Raw genomic sequence first — 22,060 nt, 5'->3', positions numbered from 1 at the left:
TTTTATGGATATGGCAGTTGTGGAGCTGTCGCGCCTGCAATTCGCGCTGACGGCGATGTACCACTTCCTGTTCGTGCCGTTAACGCTCGGCCTTTCCTTCCTGATCCTGATCATGGAAAGTGTCTACGTCGTTACCGACCGACCGATCTGGCGTGATGTCACGCGGTTCTGGGGGAAGCTTTTTGGCATCAACTTCGTCCTTGGTGTTGCCACCGGGTTAACGATGGAGTTCGAGTTCGGGACCAACTGGTCTTATTACTCGCACTACGTTGGCGACATTTTCGGTGCGCCGCTGGCGATCGAAGGCCTGATGGCCTTCTTCCTTGAGGCGACGTTCGTCGGCCTGATGTTTTTCGGCTGGGATCGCCTGAGCAAGCGACAGCATCTGTTCGTCACCTTCATGGTGGCGCTCGGCACCAATTTGTCGGCGCTCTGGATCCTGGTGGCGAATGGCTGGATGCAACATCCGGCGGGCGCCGTGTTCAACCCGGATACGATGCGAATGGAAGTCGTCGACTTCATGGCGGTGATCTTCAATCCCGTCGCGCAGGCGAAGTTCGTCCACACGGTAAGCGCCGGCTATGTCTGCGCCAGCGTGTTCGTGCTCGGCGTCTCGGCCTATTACCTGCTTCGCGGCCGGCACCTCGAGCTCGCCAAGCGCAGCTTCGGCGTTGCCGCGGCCTTCGGCCTGGCGGCGTCGCTGTCGGTGGTCGTGCTGGGTGACGAGAGCGGCTATGCGCTGACCGACAACCAGAAGATGAAGCTCGCCGCGATCGAGGCCGAATGGCATACCGAAGCGGCGCCGGCCGGCATCACCGTGTTCGGTTTCCCGTCAAACGCCGGGCGCCAGACGCTGTACCAGGTCAAGGTGCCCTATGTGCTCGGCCTGATCGGCACGCGCAGCCTGACCGGCCAGGTGGAAGGCATCTTCCCGCTGGTCGCCAAGGCGAAGCTGCGGATCGAGAACGGCATCGGCGCCTATGACGCGCTGCAGACGCTGAAGGCGAATCGCAACGACGTGGCGGCACGCGCCGTGTTCGAGAAGTCGAAGGCCGATCTCGGCTATGCGATGCTGCTCAAGCGCTGGGTCGACGATCCCCGCAAGGCCGATGCGGCGACGATCGACCGGGCGGCCTGGTCGACAGTGCCCAATGTGCCCGTGGTCTTCTGGCTGTTCCGCGGCATGGCGGCGCTGGGCTTCGGTTTCATCGCCTTCTTCGCGGCGGCGCTCTATTACGCCAATGCGCGCCATTTCCATCACAAATGGTTCCTGCGCGCGGCGATGTGGATGATCCCGCTGCCCTGGGTTGCGATCGAGTTCGGTTGGATCGTCGCCGAGGTTGGGCGCCAGCCCTGGGCGGTCGACGGCGTGCTGCCGACCTTCCTCGCGGCGTCGAGCCTGACGGTGCCGGAACTGTGGACGACGATCATCGGCTTCACGCTGATCTATGGCGTGCTGGCGATCATCGAGGTCCGCCTGATGCTCTCCAGCATCAAGCATGGCCCGGAAACCTATACGCCCTGGCAGCCGCAGCACGATCCAGTGCCGCCGTCGCCGGAGCCGACCCCCCTCCACGCCGTTCCCGCCGAATGAGCGCGAGCCAAGGAGAGCAATAATGTCCATTCCGCTCGATTATGAAAGCCTGCGCCTGATCTGGTGGGCGCTGCTGGGCGTGCTGCTGATCGGCTTTGCGCTGACCGACGGCTTCGATCTTGGCACGGCTGCGCTGCTGCCCTTTGTCGGTCGCAACGATGCCGAACGCCGGATGGTGATCAACACCGTCGGCGCCACCTGGGAAGGCAACCAGGTGTGGTTCATCCTGGGCGGCGGCGCGATCTTTGCCGCCTGGCCCTTCGTTTATGCCGTGAGCTTTTCGGGCTTCTATCTGGCGATGTTCCTCGTGCTGGCCGCGCTGATCCTGCGGCCGGTGGGGTTCAAATATCGCTCGAAGCATCCCGATGCCGCCTGGCGTTCGCGCTGGGATTGGGCGCTGTTCGTCGGCGGGTTCGTGCCGGCGCTGGTGTTCGGCGTGGCGGTGGGCAACGTCCTGCTCGGTGCGCCCTTCCGCCTCGATAGCGATCTGCGTTCCTTCTATGACGGTTCGCTGCTGGGCCTGTTCACGCCGTTCAGCCTGCTCACCGGCCTGTTGTCAGTGGCGATGCTGGCGCTGCACGGTGCCGGCTGGCTGAGCATCAAGGTCGAGGCCGGGCCGGTGCTCGATCGCGCCCGGCGCTTCGGCACGGTGGCGGCGGTGCTGGCGCTGGTGCTGTTCGCGGCCGGTGGCGCCTATGTCGCCTATGGCGATCTCGGCTACCGGCTTGCCGGCGTCGCCGATCCGTCGGGGCCGTCGAACCCGCATCTGCTGGCGGCGGTGCGCGCGCCGGGCGCCTGGCTCGACAATTATGCGAGCCATCCGTGGATGCTGATCGCGCCGCTGCTCGGCTTTATCGGGCCGGTGCTCGCGCTGCTCGGCATTCGCGGCCGCCGCGACCTGTTGGTGTTCACCGGTTCGTCGCTCGCCAATGTCGGCATCATCGCGACGGTCGGCCTGTCGATGTTCCCGTTCATCCTGCCGAGCTCGATCGATCCTGCGTCGAGCCTGACCGTGTGGAACGCATCGTCGAGCCACGTCACGCTGTTCATCATGCTGATCTGCACGCTGGTGTTCCTGCCGATCGTGCTCGCCTATACCGCCTGGGCCTATCGCGTGATGTTCGGCCGGGTGACGTCGGAAGAGGTTCGCCTCAACCCCGACCTTTACTGAGGAGTTGAAACCATGTGGTATTTCGCCTGGATTCTCGGCACCGGCCTTGCGGTCGCGGTGGCCGTGCTCAACGGCATCTGGCTCGAATTCCATACCGATCCGTCGACCGACGTAACCGTGCTCGATTGAGCCGATGAGCAAATGACCGGCGGCGGCCCGCGCAATGCGGGTCGCCGTTTCGTCTGTCGGCGCGTGCGGGCGCCGTCAGGGTGTCTCGTCGGAGCCGGTGGGTGCGGGCGCCAGCGTGAAGCGATCGCCTTCGGACGGCGCCGCGACGTCGGGCACCCCCTGTTCGCGCAGCACCGCGTCGATGGCGAGCGCGCGGCGCACGGCGAGCGGCGCATCGGCCACCGCATCGTCCGCCGGGCGTTCGTCCGGTAGCCCGGGCACGACCAGCGAGCGGATGTTCCACCGTTTCGCCGCCCAGGCCGAGAGCTCCACCGCCTCGCGCGCCGCGGGGGACAGTGTGTCGCTGCCATCCTCGAACGTGATCGCGGGCAGCGGCAGGGTCGGCGGCACCAGATTGACCACCCAGCCCGGCGCGCTGGCGGCGGCGCGGGCTTCGAGCGCGCGATAGCTGGCAAGGCCGGCGCCCGGCAGCGGCGCCGCCGAGGCGACGACGCGCTGATGGTCGCGATCCACGGTCACATTGTCGGACGAAACGCCCGCCGCGACTGCGACGATGCGTGCGATTTCCTGCGCGACGTCGCGTCCGTCGGCGGCGGCGGCGTTGGCGCGTGCGAGCGCCTCGCGCTGGGCTTCGGTGCCCTGGTTCGGATCGATCAGGATCTGGTCGACCTGCAAGGTAAGCCGGTGCTGCAACGCCTTTTCCAGATCGCTGCGAAGCGCCCGGGGGCTGCGCGCCCGGTCTCGCGGGGCGATCACCACCGAACGCACCGCCCACGGATCTCGATCGAAATCGACGTCGAGCTGGGTGATCCGCGCGTTCGGGCCGAACCGTTCGGTCAGCGCCGACCGGATCTGGTTCACCAGAAACGCCTCGCGCGCGATCTGGCCGAGCGAATAGGCCAGCGGCACCGACATGGCGACAAAGGCGAGCAGCAGCACCGCCGTCTGCGTCCAGCTTTGCTGGCTCGAGAGGAAATGGCCGAAGCCATAGATCCGCGCCATGATCGTCGCCGCCAGCGCGATCGTGAGGAAGTTGGTGACGAACAGCGCGAGGCTGCCGCCGAGCACCGCCATGTTCCAGGTCGCGAGGCCATAGCCGACCACCGCCAGCGGGGGCATCAGCGCGGTGGCGATCGCGACGCCGACGATCGTATCGCCGCGCCCGCGGATGATGGCGAAGGTGCCGGCGAGCGCCGCGAACAGCGCGACCAGCAGGTCGAACAGATTGGGGCGGGTGCGTGCGAGGATCTCGGCAGTGGGCGCCTTGAGCGGGGAGAACACGACGATCAGCGCGGTGAACAGCACCGCGACCGCCGAGCCGATCGCAAAGGCGGTGCCCGCGCGCCGCAGCTCGGCAAAGTCGAACAGTGCCAGCGCGAAGCCGAGGCCGAGGATCGGCCCCATCAGCGGTGAGATGAGCATCGCCCCGATCACCACCGCCGGCGACGACAGCAGCAGGCCCAGCACAGCGATGCCGGCCGACATCATCGTCATGAAGACATAGCGCGCCGAAAGCCCGCTTTCGTCGATGATCCGCTCCATCACGCGGCTGTGGTCGACGCTGTCGATGACGTTGATCCGCCACCAGCGATAGAGCGGAACGCGGTTCAGCGGATCGGGCGCGGAGGGCCGGACGATCGGCGATGCGGCGGCTTCATTCATCGTTGCGGTACTCGGTCATTCACCTGCGTTAGCTCGTTCGGCCGCCCGATTGAAGCTGCCGGCGGTGGAACCCGGCGGGTGCCGGCTCCGTTCCCCGGGCGTATCGATCAACCTTGAAAGGAGGCACGTCTGGACCAGATCCTCGCGAAACTGCCCGGCTGGGCGAGCAGTATCCTGATCGTCGCGCTTGCCGTCGCGCTCGCCTGGGCGGTGCACAGCATCGTCATCAAGATCGCCTGTCGCGCCGCGAAGCGGACAAGCACCGACGTCGACGACATTGTCCTGCGCCGGCTGCACGGCCCGTCGCGCTGGCTGCTGATCGTCATTGCACTGTCGTTCGCCCAGCCCGCGCTGACATTGGGCGCATCGGGCACCCGTGCCTGGACGCAGGCCGCGGGGCTGATCATCCCGGCCTTGCTCGGCTGGATGGCGGTTGCGCTGCTGGGCGTCGTGTTCGACGTCGTGCTGGCGCGGACCGATATCACATCGGAAAACAATCTCCGCGCCCGTCGGCGGCGGACGCGCGCCAGCATCCTGCACCGCATCGCGGTGTTCCTGGTGATGCTGATCGCCTTCTGCATGATGCTGATGAGCATCCCGAGCGTCCGCAGCGTCGGCGTCACGCTGATCGCATCGGCCGGCCTTGCCGCTCTGGCGGTCGGCGCCGCCGCACAGCCGGCGCTCAAGAACCTGATCGCCGGCCTGCAGATGGCGTTCACCGAACCGATCCGCATCGACGACGTCGTCATCATCGACGGCGAATGGGGCCGGATCGAGGAGATCAGGCTGACCTATGTTGTGGTGAAGATCTGGGACGAGCGCCGCCTGGTGGTGCCCGTTTCCAAATTCCTGGAGGACAGTTTCCAGAACTGGACGCGCGAAACCAGCCAGCTGCTCGGCAGCGTCTATTGGTATCTCGATCCGGCGGCGGATGTGGACCGGCTGCGCGGGCGGATGGAGGAACTGGTGAAGGCCAGCCCGCGCTGGGACGGACGCTTCTGCAACATGCAAGTCACCGACACCAAGCCGGAAGCGATCGAGGTTCGCGGCCTGATGACGGCGAAGGATGCGTCGAGCGCGTTCGACCTTCGCTGCGAAATCCGCGAAGGTCTGCTGGCGTTCATCCGCGCCGAGATGCCCGAGGCTATCGTCCGCTATCGCGGCGCGGTGGAGTTCAGGCCTCGGCCGGAACCCGGGTAAGCTCGTCGGTGAAGCGCTTGAGCCACCACATCACGTCCTGCTCGTCCACCCCGGCCTTCAGCACCTTCCAGCGCTCGATCCGCTCCTCCAGCGGCATGTTGAGCGCGCGGTGGATCGCGTCGGAAACTTCCTCGGCGCTGTACGGGTTGACGAGCAGGGCCTCCTCCATCTGGATCGCCGCGCCGGCGAATTTGGAGAGGATGAGGACGCCCGGATCCTCGGGATCCTGCGCCGCGACATATTCCTTGGCCACCAGGTTCATGCCGTCGCGCAGCGGCGTGACCAGGCCGATCTTGGCGGCGCGGTACACGCCGGCGAGCACGTCGCGCGGATAGCCCTGGTTCACATAGCGCAGCGGCACCCAGTCGAGATCGGCATGCGCGCCGTTGATCTTGCCGGCCAGCCCTTCGAGCGTGTTGCGGATGCGCTGATAGCTTTCCACCGACGCGCGCGAGGGCGGGGCGATCTGGAGCAGGAACACTTCCTTGCGCTGATCGGGATGTGCGCTGAGGAAGCGCTCATAGCCGAGGAAGCGCTCTTCCAGGCCCTTGGAATAATCGAGCCGGTCGACACCGACGATCATCGAGCGGCCGACCGCGCTCTTGCGCATCTGGGCATAGGCCTGGCGCGCCGTATCGCTTTCGGCCAGCGCCTCGAATTCCTTGGCATCGATGCCGATCGGGCAGGCGACCAGCTTCACGCTCTTCAGGCCGATACGCAGCACGCCGTCGGGCTGCACCACCGCCTCCATCTCGGCACGCGCGAAATCAATGAAGCTTTCCATCCACTCTTGGGTGTGAAACCCGATCACGTCATAGGCGAACAGCGTCTCGATAAGTTCATGCGCCTTGGGCAGGCTGGAGAGCAGGCGGCGCGGCGGCCACGGAATGTGGAGGAAGAAGCCGATCTGGTTGTTGCGGCATCCGCGCCGGCGCAGTTCCTGGCCGAGCGGGAACATGTGATAGTCCTGAACCCAGATCACATCGTCCGGCTCGATCAGCGGGCGGACGGTCTCGGCGAAGCGTTCGTTCACGCGCTGATAGCCGCCCGCGAAGCCGCGCTCATATTCGGCAAGGTCGATGCGGTAATGGAACAGCGGCCACAGCGTGCGGTTCGCATAGCCGTTATAATATTCGTCGATATCCTGCTCTTCCAGATCGACGGTGGCGGTGGTGACGCCGTGGCTGCGCTGCATGCTGATCTGGCCGGTGAACTGATCGGTTTGTTCGCCGGACCAGCCAAACCAGATGCCGCCATTTTCACGGAGCGCCGCGGCGAGAGCGACGGCGAGCCCGCCCTGCGCACCGGAATTGGAGCCCTTGGGCGCGGAAACGCGGTTTGAAATGACGATGAGGCGGCTCAACGGATCGAACTCCAGGGTTTGCTCAGCAGAACGGCGCAATTGATCATGCCGACCAGCGAGTAGGTCTGGGGATAATTGCCCCACAATTCCCCGGTGACGGGGTCGATATCCTCGGAAAGCAATCCGGCAGCGGTGCGCCGCATCAACATCTCCTCGAACAATGCTCGCGCGTCGTCTGTGCGGCCCGTGATGTGCAACGCTTCGATCAGCCAGAACGTACAGAAGTTGAATGCGGTTTCAGGCAGGCCGAAATCATCCTCGGTGGCATAGCGAAGCATCGTCGGCCCGCGCCGCAGCCCGGCCTCGACCGCGTTCAGCGTGTCGACGAAACGGGGATCGTCGGGCGCTAGGAAGCGCATCTCCAGCAGCTGGAGCAGGCTGGCATCGAGATCGTCGCCGGAGAAGGTGGCGGAAAACCGGCTGGTATCGTCGCGCCACGCCTTTTCGAAGATCGTCGAGCGGATCGTGTCGGCGCGCTGCTGCCAGAAGTCGCGTCGCGCCGCGAGCCCCAGCACATGCGCGGCATTGGCCAGCCGGTCGCACGCCGCCCAGCACATCGCCACCGAATAGGTGTGGACGCTCTGGCGGGTGCGCAGCTCCCACAGGCCGGCATCCGGCTGGTCATGATATTCCCATGCGCGCTCGCCGACGCGCTCCAGCGCCTCGAAATCCTCGATGCCCGCAATGCGGTACAGCCGCTGGTCGAAGAACGCCTGGACATTGGACAGGACGATCTGGCCATAGGCATCGTGCTGAACCTGCTCATAGGCCTGGTTGCCGACGCGAACCGGCCCCATGCCGCGATAGCCGCCCAGCGCCGGCGCCTCGCGTTCGACCAGCGTGGCCTCGCCGAGCACGCCGTAGAGCGGCTGGATATGGCCGCCGCGCGGTTCCGAGCGGGCGTCGTCGACGATGTTGCGCAAATAGCCGAGATAGGATTCGAGCACGTCGAGCGCGCCCAGCCGGTTGAGCGCCTGCACCGTATAATAGGCGTCGCGGATCCAGCAGTAGCGATAGTCCCAGTTGCGCTGCGACCCGGCATGTTCGGGGATCGAGGTGGTGAGCGCGGCGACGATCGCGCCGGTTTCCTCATGCTGGCACAGCTTGAGCGTGATCGCCGAGCGGATCACCACATCCTGCCATTCGAGCGGGATGGCGAGGCCGCGCACCCAGTGCTGCCATTCGCGCAGCGTGTTGGCCAGCATGTCGTCGATCGTCTCGCCGACATCGCCGCTGAAGCTCTCGTCCGGGCCGAGGAAGAAATGGAGCGGTCGTTCGACACGAAACACGCGCTCCTCGCTCACCATGCCGACCGGGGAAGTGGTGGTGAGGCGTAGCGTCATCGGTTCGACCAGATAGCGAAGATGGTTCGAGCCGCCGATCCGCTTGCCGCAATCATTGCCCCAGCCGCAGGTGGGCCGCAGCTTGACGCGGATGCGCGGGCTGCCCGCGACCGGCCGGACGATGCGGGCGAAGGCGACCGGGCGGTAAACGCGGCCCATGCGCTGGAAGCGCGGACAGAAATCGACGACCTCGATCGCGTTGCCGGCGGCATCGCTGTGCCGGCTGACGAGCACCGGCGCGTTGCGCATATAATGCTGCTCGACCGAGACGACGCCTTCGAGCTCGATCGCCCAATAGCCGTTATCGGGTTCTTCGCCGCCGATCAGCGCGGAGAACAGCGGATCGCCATCGACGCGGGGCACGCATCCCCACACGAACCGGCCTGCGCGATCCACCAGCGCGCTGACCTGACAATTGCCGATCGGCCAAAGATCCAGCGACGTCATGCCTCTACTCCCGCGATCGTGCCGAGCCAGCCGAGCACGGCATCGACATCCTCCAGTCTGAAACGCGCATCGGTCGGCCGTTCCGGCCCCACCAGAATGCCCGCGCCGCCCAGTGCGGCGACGGCGGCGAAGCCGGGTTCGTCGGTCAGGTCATCGCCGATGAAAACGGGGCGGGTGTCGGCGAAGCGCGGCTCGGCGGTGAGGGCGCGGATCGCGCTGCCCTTGTCGCCGCCGCTTGCGCGCACCTCCACCATCATCTTGCCGTGCTGGAGGTGAAGCCCGTGGTCGCGCGCCAGTCGCTCGGCAAGCGCGACGCACACGCCCTCGCGATCCGGGGCAGCGCGGAAATGGAGCGCGGCGCCGAGCGGCTTGTTCTCGACGATCACGCCGGGGGCGTCGGCGGCGAGCGCGGACATCGCGGCGAGCGCGTCGGCGAGGCCGGCCGGGCGCTCGGCCTGTTCGCGCTTGCCGTCCGGCCGGCGGAATTCCATGCCGTGGCTGCCGACCACGGTGCAAAGATCGGCGCCGAACAGCGTGGCGATCTCGTCGGCGGGGCGACCGCTCACCAGCGCAAGGCGACCGTCAAGCCGCCGGTCGAGCGCATGCATCAGCGCGGCGAGGCGGGGGCTGACGGATACCGCATCCGGGCGGTCCGCGATCTCGACCAGCGTGCCGTCGAAATCGAGAAAGAGGCTGGCGTCTTCCAGAAGGTCCGCCGGCGGCGCGATCAACTGCGTCGGATTCCGGTCGGGCATTGCGTCTCCTTGTAATCGATGTGCCGGGCAGCGGATGAATGCTGCCCCAATCGTTACGATTGCGAAGTCAATCCGTTCCCTTCGGGACTGCCTCCGCCCCGGTTTTTTTGTGCGGTGCAGCGCTAAATCGCATCGACAGGCCGTGATAGAGCCGCTCCTTGCAGACGAACTGGGCGGCGAAATCGGCGACCAGCGCCGAGGCGAGCAGCGGCAGCATCAACCCGCGGCTCGCGGTCGTCTCCGAGATGATGATGACGGCGGTCAGCGGCGCACGCACCACGCCGGTGAAATAGGCGACCATGCCGAGCAGGACGATCGCGCCGCTGGGGTCGCGCGGGAAGAGCAGGTGGACGAGATCGCCAACCCCGGCGCCGACCGAAAGCGACGGCGCGAAGATGCCGCCGGGGATGCCGGCGACGGCGGTGGCGAGCGTCGTCGCGAACTTGGCGGGGGCGAACCACCAAGGCGCATCGGCGCCGGTGATGACGGCGCGCGCGGCGCCATAGCCGGTGCCCCAGGTGAGCCCGGTCAGCACGCCCAGCACCGCGACGACGGCGCCGCACAGCGCCGCGAACAGCAGCTTGCGCTGGCGGATCGCGACCAGCGGCGCCCAGTTCGAGCCGCCCGATGCCAGCATCAGTCGCGAAAACAGCCCGCCCGCAACGCCCCCGATCACGCCGGCGACGGGCGCGGCGACGATCGCGTGATCGATCGACAGCGTTTCGCGCATCACGCCGAAATAGACATAATCGCCCGACACGCCGAGGCTGACCATGCCGGCGATCAGCACCGCCGCCATGACGAGCATCGTCATCCGCTGCTCATAGGCGGCGGCCAGTTCCTCGATGGCGAAGGCGACGCCGGCCAGCGGCGTGTTGAACGCCGCGGCGACGCCCGCCGCACCGCCGGCGATGAACACCGACGCACGCAGCGGGATTGCCGCCAGCTTGTGGGCATAGCCCATGATCGAGGCGGCGACCTGCACCGTCGGCCCCTCACGCCCGGTGGACGCGCCGACAAGCACTGCGCCGATCGTCAGGAACAGCTTGGCGATCACCGTCCTGGCCGAGGTCAGGCTTTCCATCGCCTGATTGGGATCGCGCGTCGCGGCCATCACCTGCGGGATGCCCGAGCCGGTGGCATCCGGCGCAAACCGCATCGTCAGCCACGCGAAGAAGGCGAAGCCCGCCGGCGTCATTAGCAGCGGTGCCCACCACCATTGCCGTTCGATCGAGCCGAACACCTCCGTCGCCCAGTCGGCCGTGGCGGCAAAGGCGAGCGCCACCAGCCCGATTGCAATGGCACCACCTAGGATCGCGACGCGCCGGCGCCAGATCGGCGCGCCCGGCCCGTGCCGGCGAACCATTGTGCGTATTCTTCGGCTGGGTTGGGGCGGTGCGATGCTCATCCTTCGGCGGGTGCTCCTGCAAGTGCGGCGACGACGCAGATCAGGCCGATCGCCATGAATCCAAGCCGCTTGACCAGCGGCGTGCGATGCCGCGATCCCACCATCAGCGCGAGGACGCACTGCATCGCATAAAACAGCGCAAAGGCGCGGGAGGCGATCGCGACGACCTGGAACGGATCGGTGAGCCAGACAACGGCGATGGCGAGCGCACCGGCCACCGAGAAGGCGGCGCCCACGCTCAGCCGCTTGTGGGTGACTTCGCTCATCAACCCGCCGGCGCCGATCGAATCCGCCACCGCGGCGCTGAGTTGGCTCGACAGTGCACCCAGCAGGACGAGCACGCCCATCGCGGGCGCGATGAAGCGCATCACCTCCAGAATGCCGGCCACGCCCTCCGCTTCGGCCGCGCGCCCGAGCAGCGGGGTCAGCAGCGCGAGGAACGCGATATAGATCGCCGCAGCAATCCATTGTGCATGGCGCATCGTGCGGATCCGCAGTTGCTGCGAATAGGCAAAGCCCATGTAGCGCGATGTCTCGAAACCCTGAACGGTGATGAGCAGGCCGAGCAGCATCGGGATGCTGGCGATCGAGATCTTCGCGGGAGGAAGCGGATCGCCGGGCGCGTTGAGCACCCACCAGCAGGCGAGACCGGCGAGAAGCCCGACGATGATGCCGATCTTGATCGATACGGTTTCCTGCGCGAGCCGCTCGACCCGGTGAAGCCCGTTGCCGAATGCGAGCGCCATCAGCCCGAGGATCAGCACGGTGACGAGCGCGCTCGACAGGAAGGCGTGCCAGCCGGGCTCGATCTGGAGCGGCGCCAGCGCGAATTCGGCCAGCAGCTTCAGATAATAGGCCACCGACACGGCATAGGCGAGCGAGAGCACAGCCTGGGTCGCGCGGGCGAACCACACCACCGAATCGCGCGGCGACGCGCTTTCGAGATGGTTTTCGACTTCGGTGATGTTGAACCGCACCACCCAGCCGACCGCATAGGCGAGCAGCAGCAGGACGATTTCCGCAAGGATCGCCGCGCCGCCGAACTCGCGCGCGAGCAGCGGGCCGCAGATCAGGAAGCCGCTGCCGATGATTGACGCAAGCGGCGTCACCGTGGCGCGCCAGCCGTCGCTTTTCGCGAACTTGCCGAACGACAGCACCAGTGCGGCTGAAACGGCGCAGACGAGCGCCACGATCGTGATCGTCATTCGACTCCCTTCACGTGGCGGCTGCCTAACGCCAATGGCCGGCATAGGCAAAGCAAAGACACCCGCAGGTGCCGCGCCTGCCGCCGCCTTTCGTTCCCGGCCTCAAACGAAAGCGGGCATTCCGGGCAACAGCTTGTCGAGCGTGACCGGATAGTTGCGCACGCGCACGCCGCAGGCATTGTAGATCGCGTTCGCCACCGCGGCGCCGACGCCGCAGATGCCGAGCTCGCCCACGCCCTTGGCCTTCATCGGCGAGGTCGTCGGATCGGTCTCGTCGAGGAAGATCACGTCCTGATGCGGAATGTCGGCATGAACCGGCACTTCATAGCCCGCCAGATCGTGATTGACGAAGAAGCCGAAGCGCTTGTCGATCGCCAGTTCCTCCATCAGTGCTGCGCCGGCGCCCATCGTCATCGCCCCGATCACCTGGCTGCGCGCCGATTTGGGGTTGAGGATGCGGCCGGCGGCGCACACCGCGAGCATGCGGCGGATGCGGATTTCGGCGGTGGCGGCGTCGACCCCAACCTCGACGAAATGCGCGCCGAAGGTGGATTGCTGATATTTCCGGGCGAGATCGCCATAGTCCATCCGGTCCTCGGCGACGATCTCGCCGTCCTTCGCCGCGTCGGTCAGCGCGACGACGCGGTTGCCCGCGCGGACCTTGCCGTCCTCGAACACGCTGTCGGCCGAGTTGAAGCCCAGCGCCGCCGTGATCTTGTCGCGCAGCGCGACGCAGGCGGCATAGACGCCCGCGGTTGAACTGTTCGCGCCCCATTGCCCGCCCGAACCGGCCGAGACGGGGAAGCTCGAATCGCCGAGCCGGACGACCACCTGGTCGAGCGGCACGCCCATCATCTCCGCCGCCGTCTGGGCGATGATGGTGTAGGTGCCGGTGCCGATGTCCGTCATGTCGGTCTCGACCGTGACGACGCCGTCGCGGCCCAGCCGCACGCGCGCCGCCGAGCGCATGTTGATGTTGTTGCGGAACGCCGCCGCCATGCCCATGCCGACCAGCCAGCGGCCGTCGCGCACCTTGCCGGGCAGCGAATTGCGCCTGGCCCAGCCGAACTCGTCGGCGCCGGTGCGCATGCATTTGATCAGCTGGCGCTGCGAGAAGGGGCGATCCTTGGCCTCCGGATCGACCTGGGTGTCGTTGATCGCGCGGAATTCGATCGGATCGAGGCCGAGCTTTTCGGCCATTTCGTCCATCGCCATTTCCAGCGCCATCATGCCCGGCGCCTCACCCGGCGCGCGCATCGCATTGCCCTCTGGCAGGTTGAGCACGGCGAGCCGCATCGCCGTCAGCCGGTTCGCGCCGGCATAGAGCAGCCGCGTCTGGCTGACGGCCGTTTCGGGGCTGCCGCCGGGCAGATCGCCCGACCAGCTTTCATGGCCGATCGCGGTGATCTTGCCGTTCGGCTCGGCGCCGATGCGGATGCGCTGGATCGTCGCGGGACGGTGGGTGGTGTTGTTGAAGATCAGCGGGCGCGGCAGCATCACCTTTACCGCGCGCCCGGTCGCCTTGGCGCCCAGCGCGGCGAGGACCGCGTCGGCGCGCACGAACAGCTTGCCGCCAAAGCCGCCGCCGATGAACGGCGACATCAGCCGCACCTTGTCCTTCGCGATGCCGAGCGTCTTGGCGACATCACCCTTGCCCCAGTCGATCATCTGGTTGGACGTCCAGAGCTGGAGCTGATCGCCCTCCCATTTCGCGATCGAGGCGTGGGGCTCCATCATCGCGTGGCTGTGATCGGGCGTCGAATAGCGTGCGTCGAGTTGTACAGGCGCGGCGGCAAAGGCACCGGCAAAGTCGCCGACCTTGCTTTCGGCGGGGCCACCAAAGCCCTCGGCGGGCAAGGTCGCGTCGGCCATTGCCGCTTCGAGGTCGTATTTGCCTGGTGCGCGCGCATAGTCGACGCGGATCAGCGCCGCCGCCGCCCGGGCCTGTTCAAAGCTCTCGGCGACGACCAGCGCGATCGCCTGGTGATAATGCTCGATTTCCGGGCCGCCGAGCAGCATCGCGGTGTTGAAATCGCCCTTTTTCAGCGGGCCGGCATTCTCCGCCGTGACGATCGCGAGCACGCCGGGCGCACCAAGCGCCCCGGCCTTTTCCATGCCGGTGATCCGGCCCCTGGCGATCGCCGAGCCGACGACATAGCCATAGGCCGGATTGGCCACCGCGTCGTGGCGTTCATAGGCATAGGGCGCACGGCCGCTGGTCTTGAGCGGCCCGTCGATCCGGTCGGCGGGCTTGCCGATCACCTTCAGTCGGTCGATCGGATTGGTGGTGGCGGGCGTATCGAATTTCATGGCTCAGCCCCTCGCTTCGTGCAGCACGGCGGCGAGCGTCCGCTCCGCCAGCGGCACCTTGAAGGCGTTGTCCGGCGTGGGCCGGGCGCCTTCCAGGATCAGCTTCATCGTCGGGCCTGCGCCCTTCGGCAGCGAGGCTTCCGCCGCTTCGACGCGCCACGGCTTGTGCGCCATGCCGCCCAACGCGACGCGCCCGGTGCCGTCCTTCTGGACCACCGCCGCGACGGAGACGAGCGCGAAGGCATAGGAGGCGCGGTCGCGTACCTTGTGGTAGAAATGCTTGCCGCCCAACGGCCTTGGCAGGGTGACCGAGGTGATGAACTCGCCGGGTGCCAGCGTGTTGTCGCGCTCCGGCGCGTCGCCCGGCAGCCGGTGGAAGTCGGCGATCGGGATGCTGCGAGTCGCGCCGTCAGGCGTCACCGTTTCCACTGTCGCGTCGAGCAGTCGCATCGCGATGGCCATGTCGCCGGGATAGGTGGCGATGCAGGCGTCGCTCGATCCGATCACCGCCAGCTGACGGCTGTAGCCGCCGATCGCGGCGCATCCGCTGCCGGGCTTGCGCTTGTTGCAAGGCTGGTTGGTGTCGTAGAAATAGGGGCAGCGGGTCCGCTGGAGCAGGTTTCCGGCGGTCGTGGCCTTGTTGCGGAGCTGACCCGATGCGCCCGCGAGGATGGCGCGGGCGAGCACCGCATAATCCCGCCGCACGCGCTTGTCGGCGGCCAGATCGGTGTTGCGCACCAATGCGCCGATCCTCAGCCCGCCGTCGGGCGTCGCCTCGATCTTGTCCAGCCCGATGCGGTTGACGTCGATCAGATGGGTCGGCGCCTCGATCTCGAGCTTCATCAGGTCGAGCAGGTTGGTGCCGCCGGCGATGAACTTCGCGCCCTGCGTCTGTGCGGCCTTCTTCGCGGCGTCGGCCGGGCTGGTCGCCCGTTCATAGGTGAACGCCTTCATGCGGACCTCCGGGCGGCGACCTCGCGGATCGCCTCGACGATGTTGGAATAGGCGCCGCAGCGGCAGATATTGCCGCTCATGCGCTCACGGATCTCCGCCTCGCTCATCGCAGGGGCGGCGACGACGTCGGGCGTGACATGGCTGGGCACGCCGGCCCTGATCTCGTCGAGCACCGCCACTGCCGAGCAGACCTGGCCGGGCGTGCAATAGCCGCACTGATAGCCGTCATGCTTCACGAACGCCGCCTGCATCGGATGCAGATCGTCCGGCGATCCCAGGCCTTCGATCGTGGTGATCGAATCGCCGTCATGCATCACCGCCAGGCTGAGGCAGGCATTGATGCGAGTGCCGTCGACGAGCACGGTGCAGGCGCCGCACTGGCCGTGGTCGCAGCCCTTTTTGGTGCCGGTGAGATGGAGATGCTCGCGCAGCGCGTCGAGCAGAGTCGTGCGGCTGTCGAGCGACAGCGCGTGCTGCTTGCCGTTGACGGTCATCGTCACGGGCAGCCGGGCTGGGTCGGTGGCCATTCCCGGGTTCGGCTCCTTCGTCGTTGCGCCTGCTGGAAGCGCAGTCACTGCCATCGTTGCCGCGCCGCTGGCGAGCACGCCGCGACGGGAAACGTGCCTGCCGGTTGGATCATCCATGTGGCTTCCCCTGTCTCCGCTCGATTTGACTTGCCCCTGACGACCGTGTCGGCGGCAACGGCCGAACCGCCGATTTCGTTGCGCGGGCGATGCGTTTTGTCGATCCTAGGCGGCTTGCACCGCTGCGGCAAATGTCCGCGCCGCCGTGTCGGCCCGGCGCCAGGATCAGACCTGTGCGTCGCATAGATCCATGAAGTTGCGCGCCGCCTCCTGATCCGCCGCGTCCTCGAAGGTCGCGTCGAGATCGGGCGCGCTGCCCAGCATGAACAGCAATGCCCACAGCGCGAAGCGGCGGCTTCGATCGGCTTCGAGGCCGATATCGACCTTCATCCGCTCGATCCCGGCGGCCAGCGCGGGCGGGGTGAGGGCACCGATGTCGGTGGTGCCGAAGTAGCGGAGCAGCTGATCGTCGAATTGCATGGCCGCAGCCTAGCAGGCCGGGGTGCCGGGGCGCCAGCGCGATGACGACCGCTAGCCCCAACTACGGAAGTTTACCAAGCGACGTCACGGCGTGATCCCGCCATTGCGGATGACATGCCGACCTATCACCCCGATCTGCTCGCGACGCCGGTGCCGCGCTACACCAGCTACCCGACCGCCGCCGAATTCGGCGACAGCATGGGATCGGACGACATGGCGGCGGCGCTGGACGCGATCGAACCGGGGACACCCGCTTCGCTCTATCTCCACATCCCCTTTTGCAAGGAGATCTGCTGGTATTGCGGTTGCAATACCGGCGCGGCCAATCGCAGCGCGCGCTTGCAGGCCTATCTCGACCGGCTGGGCGAGGAGGTCGAGCTGGTGGCGGCGCGGCTGGGCGGTCGCGCCGCCGTGGGACGAATCGCCTTTGGCGGCGGCAGCCCCAATGCGATTTCGCCCGAGGCATTTCGGGCGCTCGCCGGGCAGGTGCGCGCCGCGTTCGGCGCCGAGGCGCCGGTGCTGTCGCTCGAGGTCGATCCGCGCGGCTTCGATCGCGGCTGGGCCGATGCGATCCGCGAAGCCGGCGTGCGGCGCGTCAGCCTGGGCGTACAGACCTTCGACCCGGCAATCCAGGCGGCGATCGGCCGCGTCCAGCCGGCGGACACCATCGCCGAGGTGGTGATGCTGCTGCGCGATGCGGGGGTCGATTCGATCAATTTCGACCTGATGTACGGCCTGCCTGGGCAGGATATCGAACGACTGGGGGATTCGATCGAGGCGTCGGTAGCGCTTGGCGTCGATCGGCTGGCGGTGTTCGGCTATGCGCACGTGCCGCATCTGATCGCGCGGCAGCGACGGATCGATGCGGGCGCGCTGCCCGATGCGGCCGCCCGGTTCGACCAGGCCGTTCATGCCCGCGCCGTGCTGGTGGCGGCGGGCTATCAGCCGGTCGGCTTCGATCATTTCGCGCGACCGGACGACGCGATCGCGGTCGCGGCGCGCGACGGGCAGCTGCGCCGCAACTTCCAGGGCTTTACCGAAGATCCGGCCGAGGTGCTGATCGGCATCGGCGCGACGGCGATCAGCCAGTTCCCGGACCGGCTGCTGCAGAACGAGAAGAACAGCGGCCGCTGGCACATGGCGATCTCGGCCGACCGGTTCGCGGCGTCACGCGGCATTCATCGCGATGCGGAGGACCGCCGCCGCGCCGAGGCGATCGAGGCGCTGCTGTGCCGGGATGCCGCCGATCTTGCCGGGCTTTCCGATCCGGCGGCGATCGTTGCGCAGCTGGCGCCGTTCGAAGCGCGCGGCCTGCTCCATCGGCAGGGCACCCGGATCACGCTGGCGGACGATGCCTGGCCCTATGCCCGCACCATCGCCAGCGCGCTCGATCGCTATCGCACGCCGGCGGCGACCCGGTTCAGCAGCGCGGTTTGAGGCCAGGCTAAGGGCAATTCCCGAGCCGGTTCGTTTCGCCTTCGTATAGCCTGCGTTCAGCTGGCCTTCTATAACATTGGGTATCCGTTCGCTGCGTCCGGCATTCGATCGATGCCGGTGCGTCTGAAGGCCATTCGATGTCGCGTCCCATCTTTTTCGACCCCACCGGCACCCGCCGGCGCTGGACCTTTCGTGCAGCGTTCGCCGTCGCCGCCGTCGTGCTCGTTGCGGCGGCGGTGTTTGCCGCAACGATCCTGATCGTGCCGCGGGGGCGGGATCTGCCGATCCGCTGGGAGAATGCGCGGCCCGCCGAGCTGCGTTCGGCAAGCGCGCGCGGCCAGCCGCACCATAGCCGCTGGCTGCCGGCGGGCGGCGCGGCCAAGCATCAGGGCGCGCCGCTGACGATCGGCTTCTATGTGCCCTGGGACCAGTCGAGCGCGGATTCGCTGGTGCGAAATATCGGCGATCTGGACTGGGTGGTGCCGGCATTCGTTTCGGTGACCGGCCCAGACCACAAGGTCGACGTGACCGAGGACGCCAAGTTTAACGCGATCCTGGCCGGGACCAAGCGTGCGCCGCGCGTGCTGCCGATGGTCCAGAATATCGGCGAGGGTGACTGGGACAGCGCCGGCACGGCCAAGCTGCTCGCCAGCCCGGCCGCCCGGGCGGCGCTCGCCAACCGTCTGGCCGCGATGGTCAAGGCGCGGCACGAAGCCGGGCTGGTGATGGACTTCGAAAGCCTGCCCGCGGGATCAGTGCCGCACTATGTGGCGCTGCTGGCGCAGATCAACGCGGCGCTGCCCTCGGACAAGCTGGTCGCCGTCACGGTCCCCGCCGGCGACCCGGCGTGGAACCTCAAGCACATCGCCGCCGTGGTCGATCGCGTCATCCTGATGAACTATGACGAGCATTGGCAGGGCGGCACCGCCGGGCCGATCGCATCGCAGCCCTGGTTCGTCGATCAGCTCAAGGCGGCGGTGAGCCAGGTGGGCGCCCACAAGCTGGTCGTCGCGCTCGCCAGCTATGGCTATGACTGGCACGGCGGCAAGGTGGATGCGCTGAGCATCGAAGAGGCCTGGCTGGCCGCGCATGACAGCGACGCCAAGGTCCAGTTCGATCGCGGCAGCGGGAACAGCGCCTTCGCCTATGACGAGAATGGCGAACATCACGAGGTGTGGCTGGTCGACGCTGCGGCGAGCTGGAACCAGCTCCAGGCGGTGCGCGCGGCGGGCGTCGGCAGCGTCGCGCTATGGCGGCTGGGAAGCGAGGATGCCGGAATCTGGACGGCGCTGCTGAGCTTCCGGCACGGCGGCCTGCCCGATCTCAAGCGGATGGTGCCTGCCACCGACGTCGATGTGAGCGGCAATGGCGAGATATTGCGGATCACCGCCACGCCGACCTTCGGCCAGCGGGTACCCTCGTTCGATGCCGCCGGCATCATTCGTGACATGCGTTACGACACGCTGCCGACCCCCTATATGGTCACGCGGACGGGCGACTTGCCGCGCAAGGTGGCGCTGACGTTCGACGACGGGCCCGATCCGACCTATACGCCGCCGATCCTCGACGAACTGAAAGCCGCCGGCGTGAAGGCGACGTTCTTCATCGTCGGCGAAAACGCGCTCCAGCATCCGTGGCTGCTGCGGCGGATGGTGGCCGAGGGGCATGAACTGGGCAACCACACCTATACCCATCCCAACCTCGCGATGATGTCGTCGCAGAACACGGCGATCGAACTGAATGCGACGCAGCGGCTCGTCCAGGCCTATACCGGCCGAGCGATGCGCCTGTTCCGCGCGCCCTATTTCGGCGACGCCGAGCCAACCACCGCCGACGAACTCGACCCCGCAATGGTCGCGCAGCGCCAGGGCTATACGGTCGTCGGGCTGCATGCCGATCCGGACGACTGGAAGCGGCCGGGAACCGACGAGATTGTCGCGCGCGCGGTGGCCGCCGTCGAAGGCGCGACCCCGGACCATTCGGCCAATATCATCCTGCTGCACGATGGCGGCGGCGATCGTTCGCAGACGGTGGCGGCGCTGCCGCGGATCATCGCCGCGCTGCGCGCGCGCGGCTATCAGTTCGTGCCCGTCTCCGAACTTGCCGGACTTTCCTATGACGCGGTGATGCCGAAGGTGGAGGGGAGCGACCTGCTGGCGGTGCGCGCCGATGTCGCGATCTTCATGGTGCTCGCCGCGATCGCGACGACGCTGCGCTGGCTGTTCTTCATCGCGATCACGCTTGGTATTGCGCGCGCACTCGTGCTGGCCGCGCTGGCGCTCTACCAGCGGCGCAGGGAGCGTGGGGAGAAGCCGGTCCATACGCCCAGCCTTACCGTCATCATCCCCGCCTATAACGAGGAACGGGTGATCGCCGCATCGATCCGGCGGGTGCTGGCGAGCGATTATCCGTCGGTCGAACTGATCGTCGTCGACGATGGCTCCAAGGACCGGACGAGCGAGGTGGTCACCGCCGAATTCGGCGATGACCCACGCGTGGCGCTACTGACGCTGCCCAATGGCGGCAAGGCGGCGGCGCTCAACACCGCGCTTCGCCGCGCGAAGGGCGAGATCATCATCGCGCTCGACGCCGATACCCAGTTCGAGCCGGAGACGATCCGGCGGCTGGCGCGCTGGTTCGCCGATCCGGCGCTGGGCGCCGTCGCCGGCAGTGCGCAGGTGGGCAACCAGGTGAATCTCGTCACCCGCTGGCAGGCGATCGAATATATCACCGCGCAGAATCTGGAGCGCCGGGCGCTCGCCGCATTCGATGCGATCACGGTTGTCCCCGGGGCGGTCGGCGCGTGGCGCCGTGCGGCGCTGGACGCGGTTGGCGGCTATCCCGAGGACACGCTTGCCGAGGACCAGGATCTGACCATCGCGATCCAGCGGGCGGGCTGGCGCGTCAGCTATGATCCCGACGCGGTTGCCTGGACCGAGGCGCCGGAGGGGTTCCGCTCGCTTGCCAAGCAGCGCTATCGCTGGGCGTTCGGCACGCTCCAGTGCCTGTGGAAACATCGGGGCCTGTACCGCGATCGCAATCGTGCGGCGCGCGGGCTGGCCTGGGTGGGGCTGCCCCAGGCCTGGCTGTTCCAGATCGGCTTCGCGGCGATTTCGCCGCTGATCGATCTGGCGCTGCTTGCCGCGCTTGTCGCGACCGGCCTCGACGTGTGGCAGCATGGCTGGGAACGCACCAGCGGCGACGTGCTGACGATGGGCACCTACTGGATCGCCTTCACCACGATCGACCTGTTGTGCGGCTGGGTCGCCTATCGGCTCAACAGCCGGCGCATCCGCTATCCGGCACTGCTGCTGCTCGCGCAGCGTTTCGTTTATCGCCAGCTGATGTACTGGGTGGTGCTGCGCGCGATCGGCTCGGCGGTCGGCGGCTGGTGGGTCGGCTGGGGCAAGCTGGAACGCACCGGCAGCGTCGGCGCCGCCGCCCAGCCGGGCATCGCCTGAGCCGGCGCCGCCGCGCGACGGCGCACGCCGACAGGGCGCGCCATGCAAAGGTTTGCAGTAAGCTCCTTGATTTATGTTTGTGAAATTCCTTGGATTCTCAGGTCTTGGTGACTTGCGTGGCCCATGCCGGGCGCATAGCCTTGACTGGTGAAGAACGATATGAACGACGTAATCGACCGCGCGTCGCAGTTTCTGAAGGCGCTGTCTGGTCGCAGCCGCTTGCTCTTGCTTTACCATCTTGCCGATGGTGAGAAATCGGTCGGCGAGCTTGCGAAACTGACCGAAGCGCGAGACACGGCGGTTTCGCAGCAACTGGCGTTGCTCCGCCGCGAGGGCATGGTGTCCGCCCGGCGCGCGGGCCAGATGATCTTCTATTCGATCGCCAGCGACGAGGCGACGCGGATGCTCGACGCATTGAACGACATGTTCTGCCCCTCCGATGACGAGAGGCGGCAGGATGCGGGCCAACTCGCCAGGCGCGAAGCGGAAGCGGTTTAGCGCCCGATCCGGGAGCGACCGCGCCCTTAAAGTTCAATATTTCCGATTCTCGCGGGGTT

Annotated in this window: 17 protein-coding genes; 7 read left to right on the top strand and 10 right to left on the bottom strand. The window is 67.1% G+C overall.

What is annotated here, in order from left to right; genetic code table 11:
* Positions 1-4 precede the first annotated feature (4 nt).
* The 3 genes from ACX40Y_RS11730 to cydX are packed head-to-tail and all read left to right on the top strand — an operon-like array spanning position 5 to position 2,894.
* Positions 5-1,594 (top strand): cytochrome ubiquinol oxidase subunit I, encoded by a 1,590-nt coding sequence (locus tag ACX40Y_RS11730; protein ID WP_459119748.1) that lies wholly within the window; start codon positions 5-7, stop codon positions 1,592-1,594.
* A 22-nt stretch (positions 1,595-1,616) separates the two neighbouring features.
* Complete coding sequence (gene cydB, locus ACX40Y_RS11725) at positions 1,617-2,765, top strand: cytochrome d ubiquinol oxidase subunit II (RefSeq protein ID WP_459119747.1); 1,149 nt, start codon at positions 1,617-1,619, stop codon at positions 2,763-2,765.
* Between the two features lie 12 nt (positions 2,766-2,777).
* On the top strand, positions 2,778-2,894 hold the full coding sequence (gene cydX / locus ACX40Y_RS11720) for a cytochrome bd-I oxidase subunit CydX (RefSeq protein ID WP_459119746.1): 117 nt from the start codon (positions 2,778-2,780) through the stop codon (positions 2,892-2,894).
* Positions 2,895-2,969: 75 nt separating this feature from the next.
* On the opposite strand, the gene ACX40Y_RS11715 is transcribed toward cydX, so the two are convergent.
* Complete coding sequence (locus ACX40Y_RS11715) at positions 2,970-4,556, bottom strand: DUF389 domain-containing protein (RefSeq protein ID WP_459119745.1); 1,587 nt, start codon at positions 4,554-4,556, stop codon at positions 2,970-2,972.
* 210 nt (positions 4,557-4,766) lie between these two features.
* Here ACX40Y_RS11715 and ACX40Y_RS11710 point away from each other — a divergent pair, with 210 nt between their 5' ends.
* Positions 4,767-5,756, top strand: a complete 990-nt coding sequence (locus tag ACX40Y_RS11710; RefSeq protein WP_459119744.1) for a mechanosensitive ion channel family protein — start codon at positions 4,767-4,769, stop codon at positions 5,754-5,756.
* Here ACX40Y_RS11710 and ACX40Y_RS11705 read toward each other — a convergent pair.
* From ACX40Y_RS11705 to ACX40Y_RS11665, 9 genes are all read right to left on the bottom strand, one after another.
* Entirely contained in the window at positions 5,731-7,119 is a 1,389-nt protein-coding gene (locus ACX40Y_RS11705; RefSeq protein WP_459119743.1) for an alpha,alpha-trehalose-phosphate synthase (UDP-forming), read from the bottom strand. The two genes, ACX40Y_RS11710 and ACX40Y_RS11705, sit on opposite strands and share 26 nt — an antisense overlap.
* Entirely contained in the window at positions 7,116-8,909 is a 1,794-nt protein-coding gene (locus ACX40Y_RS11700) for a glycoside hydrolase family 15 protein (RefSeq protein WP_459119742.1), read from the bottom strand. Before ACX40Y_RS11700 ends, ACX40Y_RS11705 begins: the two co-directional genes overlap by 4 nt.
* Positions 8,906-9,664, bottom strand: coding sequence for a trehalose-phosphatase (gene otsB / locus ACX40Y_RS11695; RefSeq protein ID WP_459119741.1), 759 nt, complete (start codon positions 9,662-9,664; stop codon positions 8,906-8,908). The genes ACX40Y_RS11700 and otsB overlap by 4 nt, the downstream gene beginning before the upstream one ends.
* Before the next feature lie 67 nt (positions 9,665-9,731).
* On the bottom strand, positions 9,732-11,030 hold the full coding sequence (locus ACX40Y_RS11690; RefSeq protein ID WP_459119740.1) for a chloride channel protein: 1,299 nt from the start codon (positions 11,028-11,030) through the stop codon (positions 9,732-9,734).
* Positions 11,031-11,068: 38 nt separating this feature from the next.
* Entirely contained in the window at positions 11,069-12,277 is a 1,209-nt protein-coding gene (locus ACX40Y_RS11685; RefSeq protein ID WP_459119739.1) for a hypothetical protein, read from the bottom strand.
* A gap of 102 nt (positions 12,278-12,379) precedes the next feature.
* Entirely contained in the window at positions 12,380-14,587 is a 2,208-nt protein-coding gene (gene paoC, locus ACX40Y_RS11680) for an aldehyde oxidoreductase molybdenum-binding subunit PaoC (RefSeq protein ID WP_459119738.1), read from the bottom strand.
* A 3-nt stretch (positions 14,588-14,590) separates the two neighbouring features.
* Complete coding sequence (locus ACX40Y_RS11675) at positions 14,591-15,541, bottom strand: FAD binding domain-containing protein (protein WP_459119737.1); 951 nt, start codon at positions 15,539-15,541, stop codon at positions 14,591-14,593.
* On the bottom strand, positions 15,538-16,185 hold the full coding sequence (paoA, locus tag ACX40Y_RS11670; protein WP_459119736.1) for an aldehyde dehydrogenase iron-sulfur subunit PaoA: 648 nt from the start codon (positions 16,183-16,185) through the stop codon (positions 15,538-15,540). The genes ACX40Y_RS11675 and paoA overlap by 4 nt, the downstream gene beginning before the upstream one ends.
* 165 nt (positions 16,186-16,350) lie before the next feature.
* A complete protein-coding gene (locus tag ACX40Y_RS11665; RefSeq protein ID WP_459119735.1) occupies positions 16,351-16,605 on the bottom strand; it encodes a hypothetical protein in 255 nt (84 codons plus the stop codon).
* Between the two features lie 114 nt (positions 16,606-16,719).
* On the opposite strand from ACX40Y_RS11665, the gene hemN reads away from it, so the two are divergent.
* The 3 genes from hemN (at position 16,720) to ACX40Y_RS11650 (ending at position 22,001) form a co-directional block, all read left to right on the top strand.
* Entirely contained in the window at positions 16,720-18,042 is a 1,323-nt protein-coding gene (gene hemN, locus ACX40Y_RS11660) for an oxygen-independent coproporphyrinogen III oxidase (protein WP_459119734.1), read from the top strand.
* Between the two features lie 137 nt (positions 18,043-18,179).
* Positions 18,180-21,503: a glycosyltransferase gene (locus tag ACX40Y_RS11655; RefSeq protein ID WP_459119733.1), complete on the top strand. Its 3,324-nt coding sequence runs from the start codon at positions 18,180-18,182 to the stop codon at positions 21,501-21,503.
* A 147-nt stretch (positions 21,504-21,650) separates the two neighbouring features.
* Positions 21,651-22,001 carry an ArsR/SmtB family transcription factor gene (locus ACX40Y_RS11650; RefSeq protein ID WP_459119732.1) on the top strand — a complete coding sequence of 117 codons (351 nt, stop codon included), beginning with the start codon at positions 21,651-21,653 and terminating at the stop codon, positions 21,999-22,001.
* The last annotated feature ends 59 nt before the right edge of the window (positions 22,002-22,060 follow it).

It is taken from the genome of Sphingomonas sp. RS6 (assembly GCF_054489705.1).
This window is presented reverse-complemented; position numbering and strand designations above follow the sequence as displayed.

Coding starts and splice junctions, on each gene's coding strand:
- ACX40Y_RS11730 (WP_459119748.1), top strand. CDS start 5: ATGGATATGGCAGTTGTGGAGCTGTCGCGCCTGCAATTCGCGCTGACG.
- cydB (WP_459119747.1), top strand. CDS start 1,617: ATGTCCATTCCGCTCGATTATGAAAGCCTGCGCCTGATCTGGTGGGCG.
- cydX (WP_459119746.1), top strand. CDS start 2,778: ATGTGGTATTTCGCCTGGATTCTCGGCACCGGCCTTGCGGTCGCGGTG.
- ACX40Y_RS11715 (WP_459119745.1), bottom strand. CDS start 4,556: ATGAATGAAGCCGCCGCATCGCCGATCGTCCGGCCCTCCGCGCCCGAT.
- ACX40Y_RS11700 (WP_459119742.1), bottom strand. CDS start 8,909: ATGACGTCGCTGGATCTTTGGCCGATCGGCAATTGTCAGGTCAGCGCG.
- otsB (WP_459119741.1), bottom strand. CDS start 9,664: ATGCCCGACCGGAATCCGACGCAGTTGATCGCGCCGCCGGCGGACCTT.
- ACX40Y_RS11690 (WP_459119740.1), bottom strand. CDS start 11,030: ATGGTTCGCCGGCACGGGCCGGGCGCGCCGATCTGGCGCCGGCGCGTC.
- ACX40Y_RS11685 (WP_459119739.1), bottom strand. CDS start 12,277: ATGACGATCACGATCGTGGCGCTCGTCTGCGCCGTTTCAGCCGCACTG.
- paoC (WP_459119738.1), bottom strand. CDS start 14,587: ATGAAATTCGATACGCCCGCCACCACCAATCCGATCGACCGACTGAAG.
- ACX40Y_RS11675 (WP_459119737.1), bottom strand. CDS start 15,541: ATGAAGGCGTTCACCTATGAACGGGCGACCAGCCCGGCCGACGCCGCG.
- paoA (WP_459119736.1), bottom strand. CDS start 16,185: ATGGATGATCCAACCGGCAGGCACGTTTCCCGTCGCGGCGTGCTCGCC.
- ACX40Y_RS11665 (WP_459119735.1), bottom strand. CDS start 16,605: ATGCAATTCGACGATCAGCTGCTCCGCTACTTCGGCACCACCGACATC.
- hemN (WP_459119734.1), top strand. CDS start 16,720: ATGCCGACCTATCACCCCGATCTGCTCGCGACGCCGGTGCCGCGCTAC.
- ACX40Y_RS11655 (WP_459119733.1), top strand. CDS start 18,180: ATGTCGCGTCCCATCTTTTTCGACCCCACCGGCACCCGCCGGCGCTGG.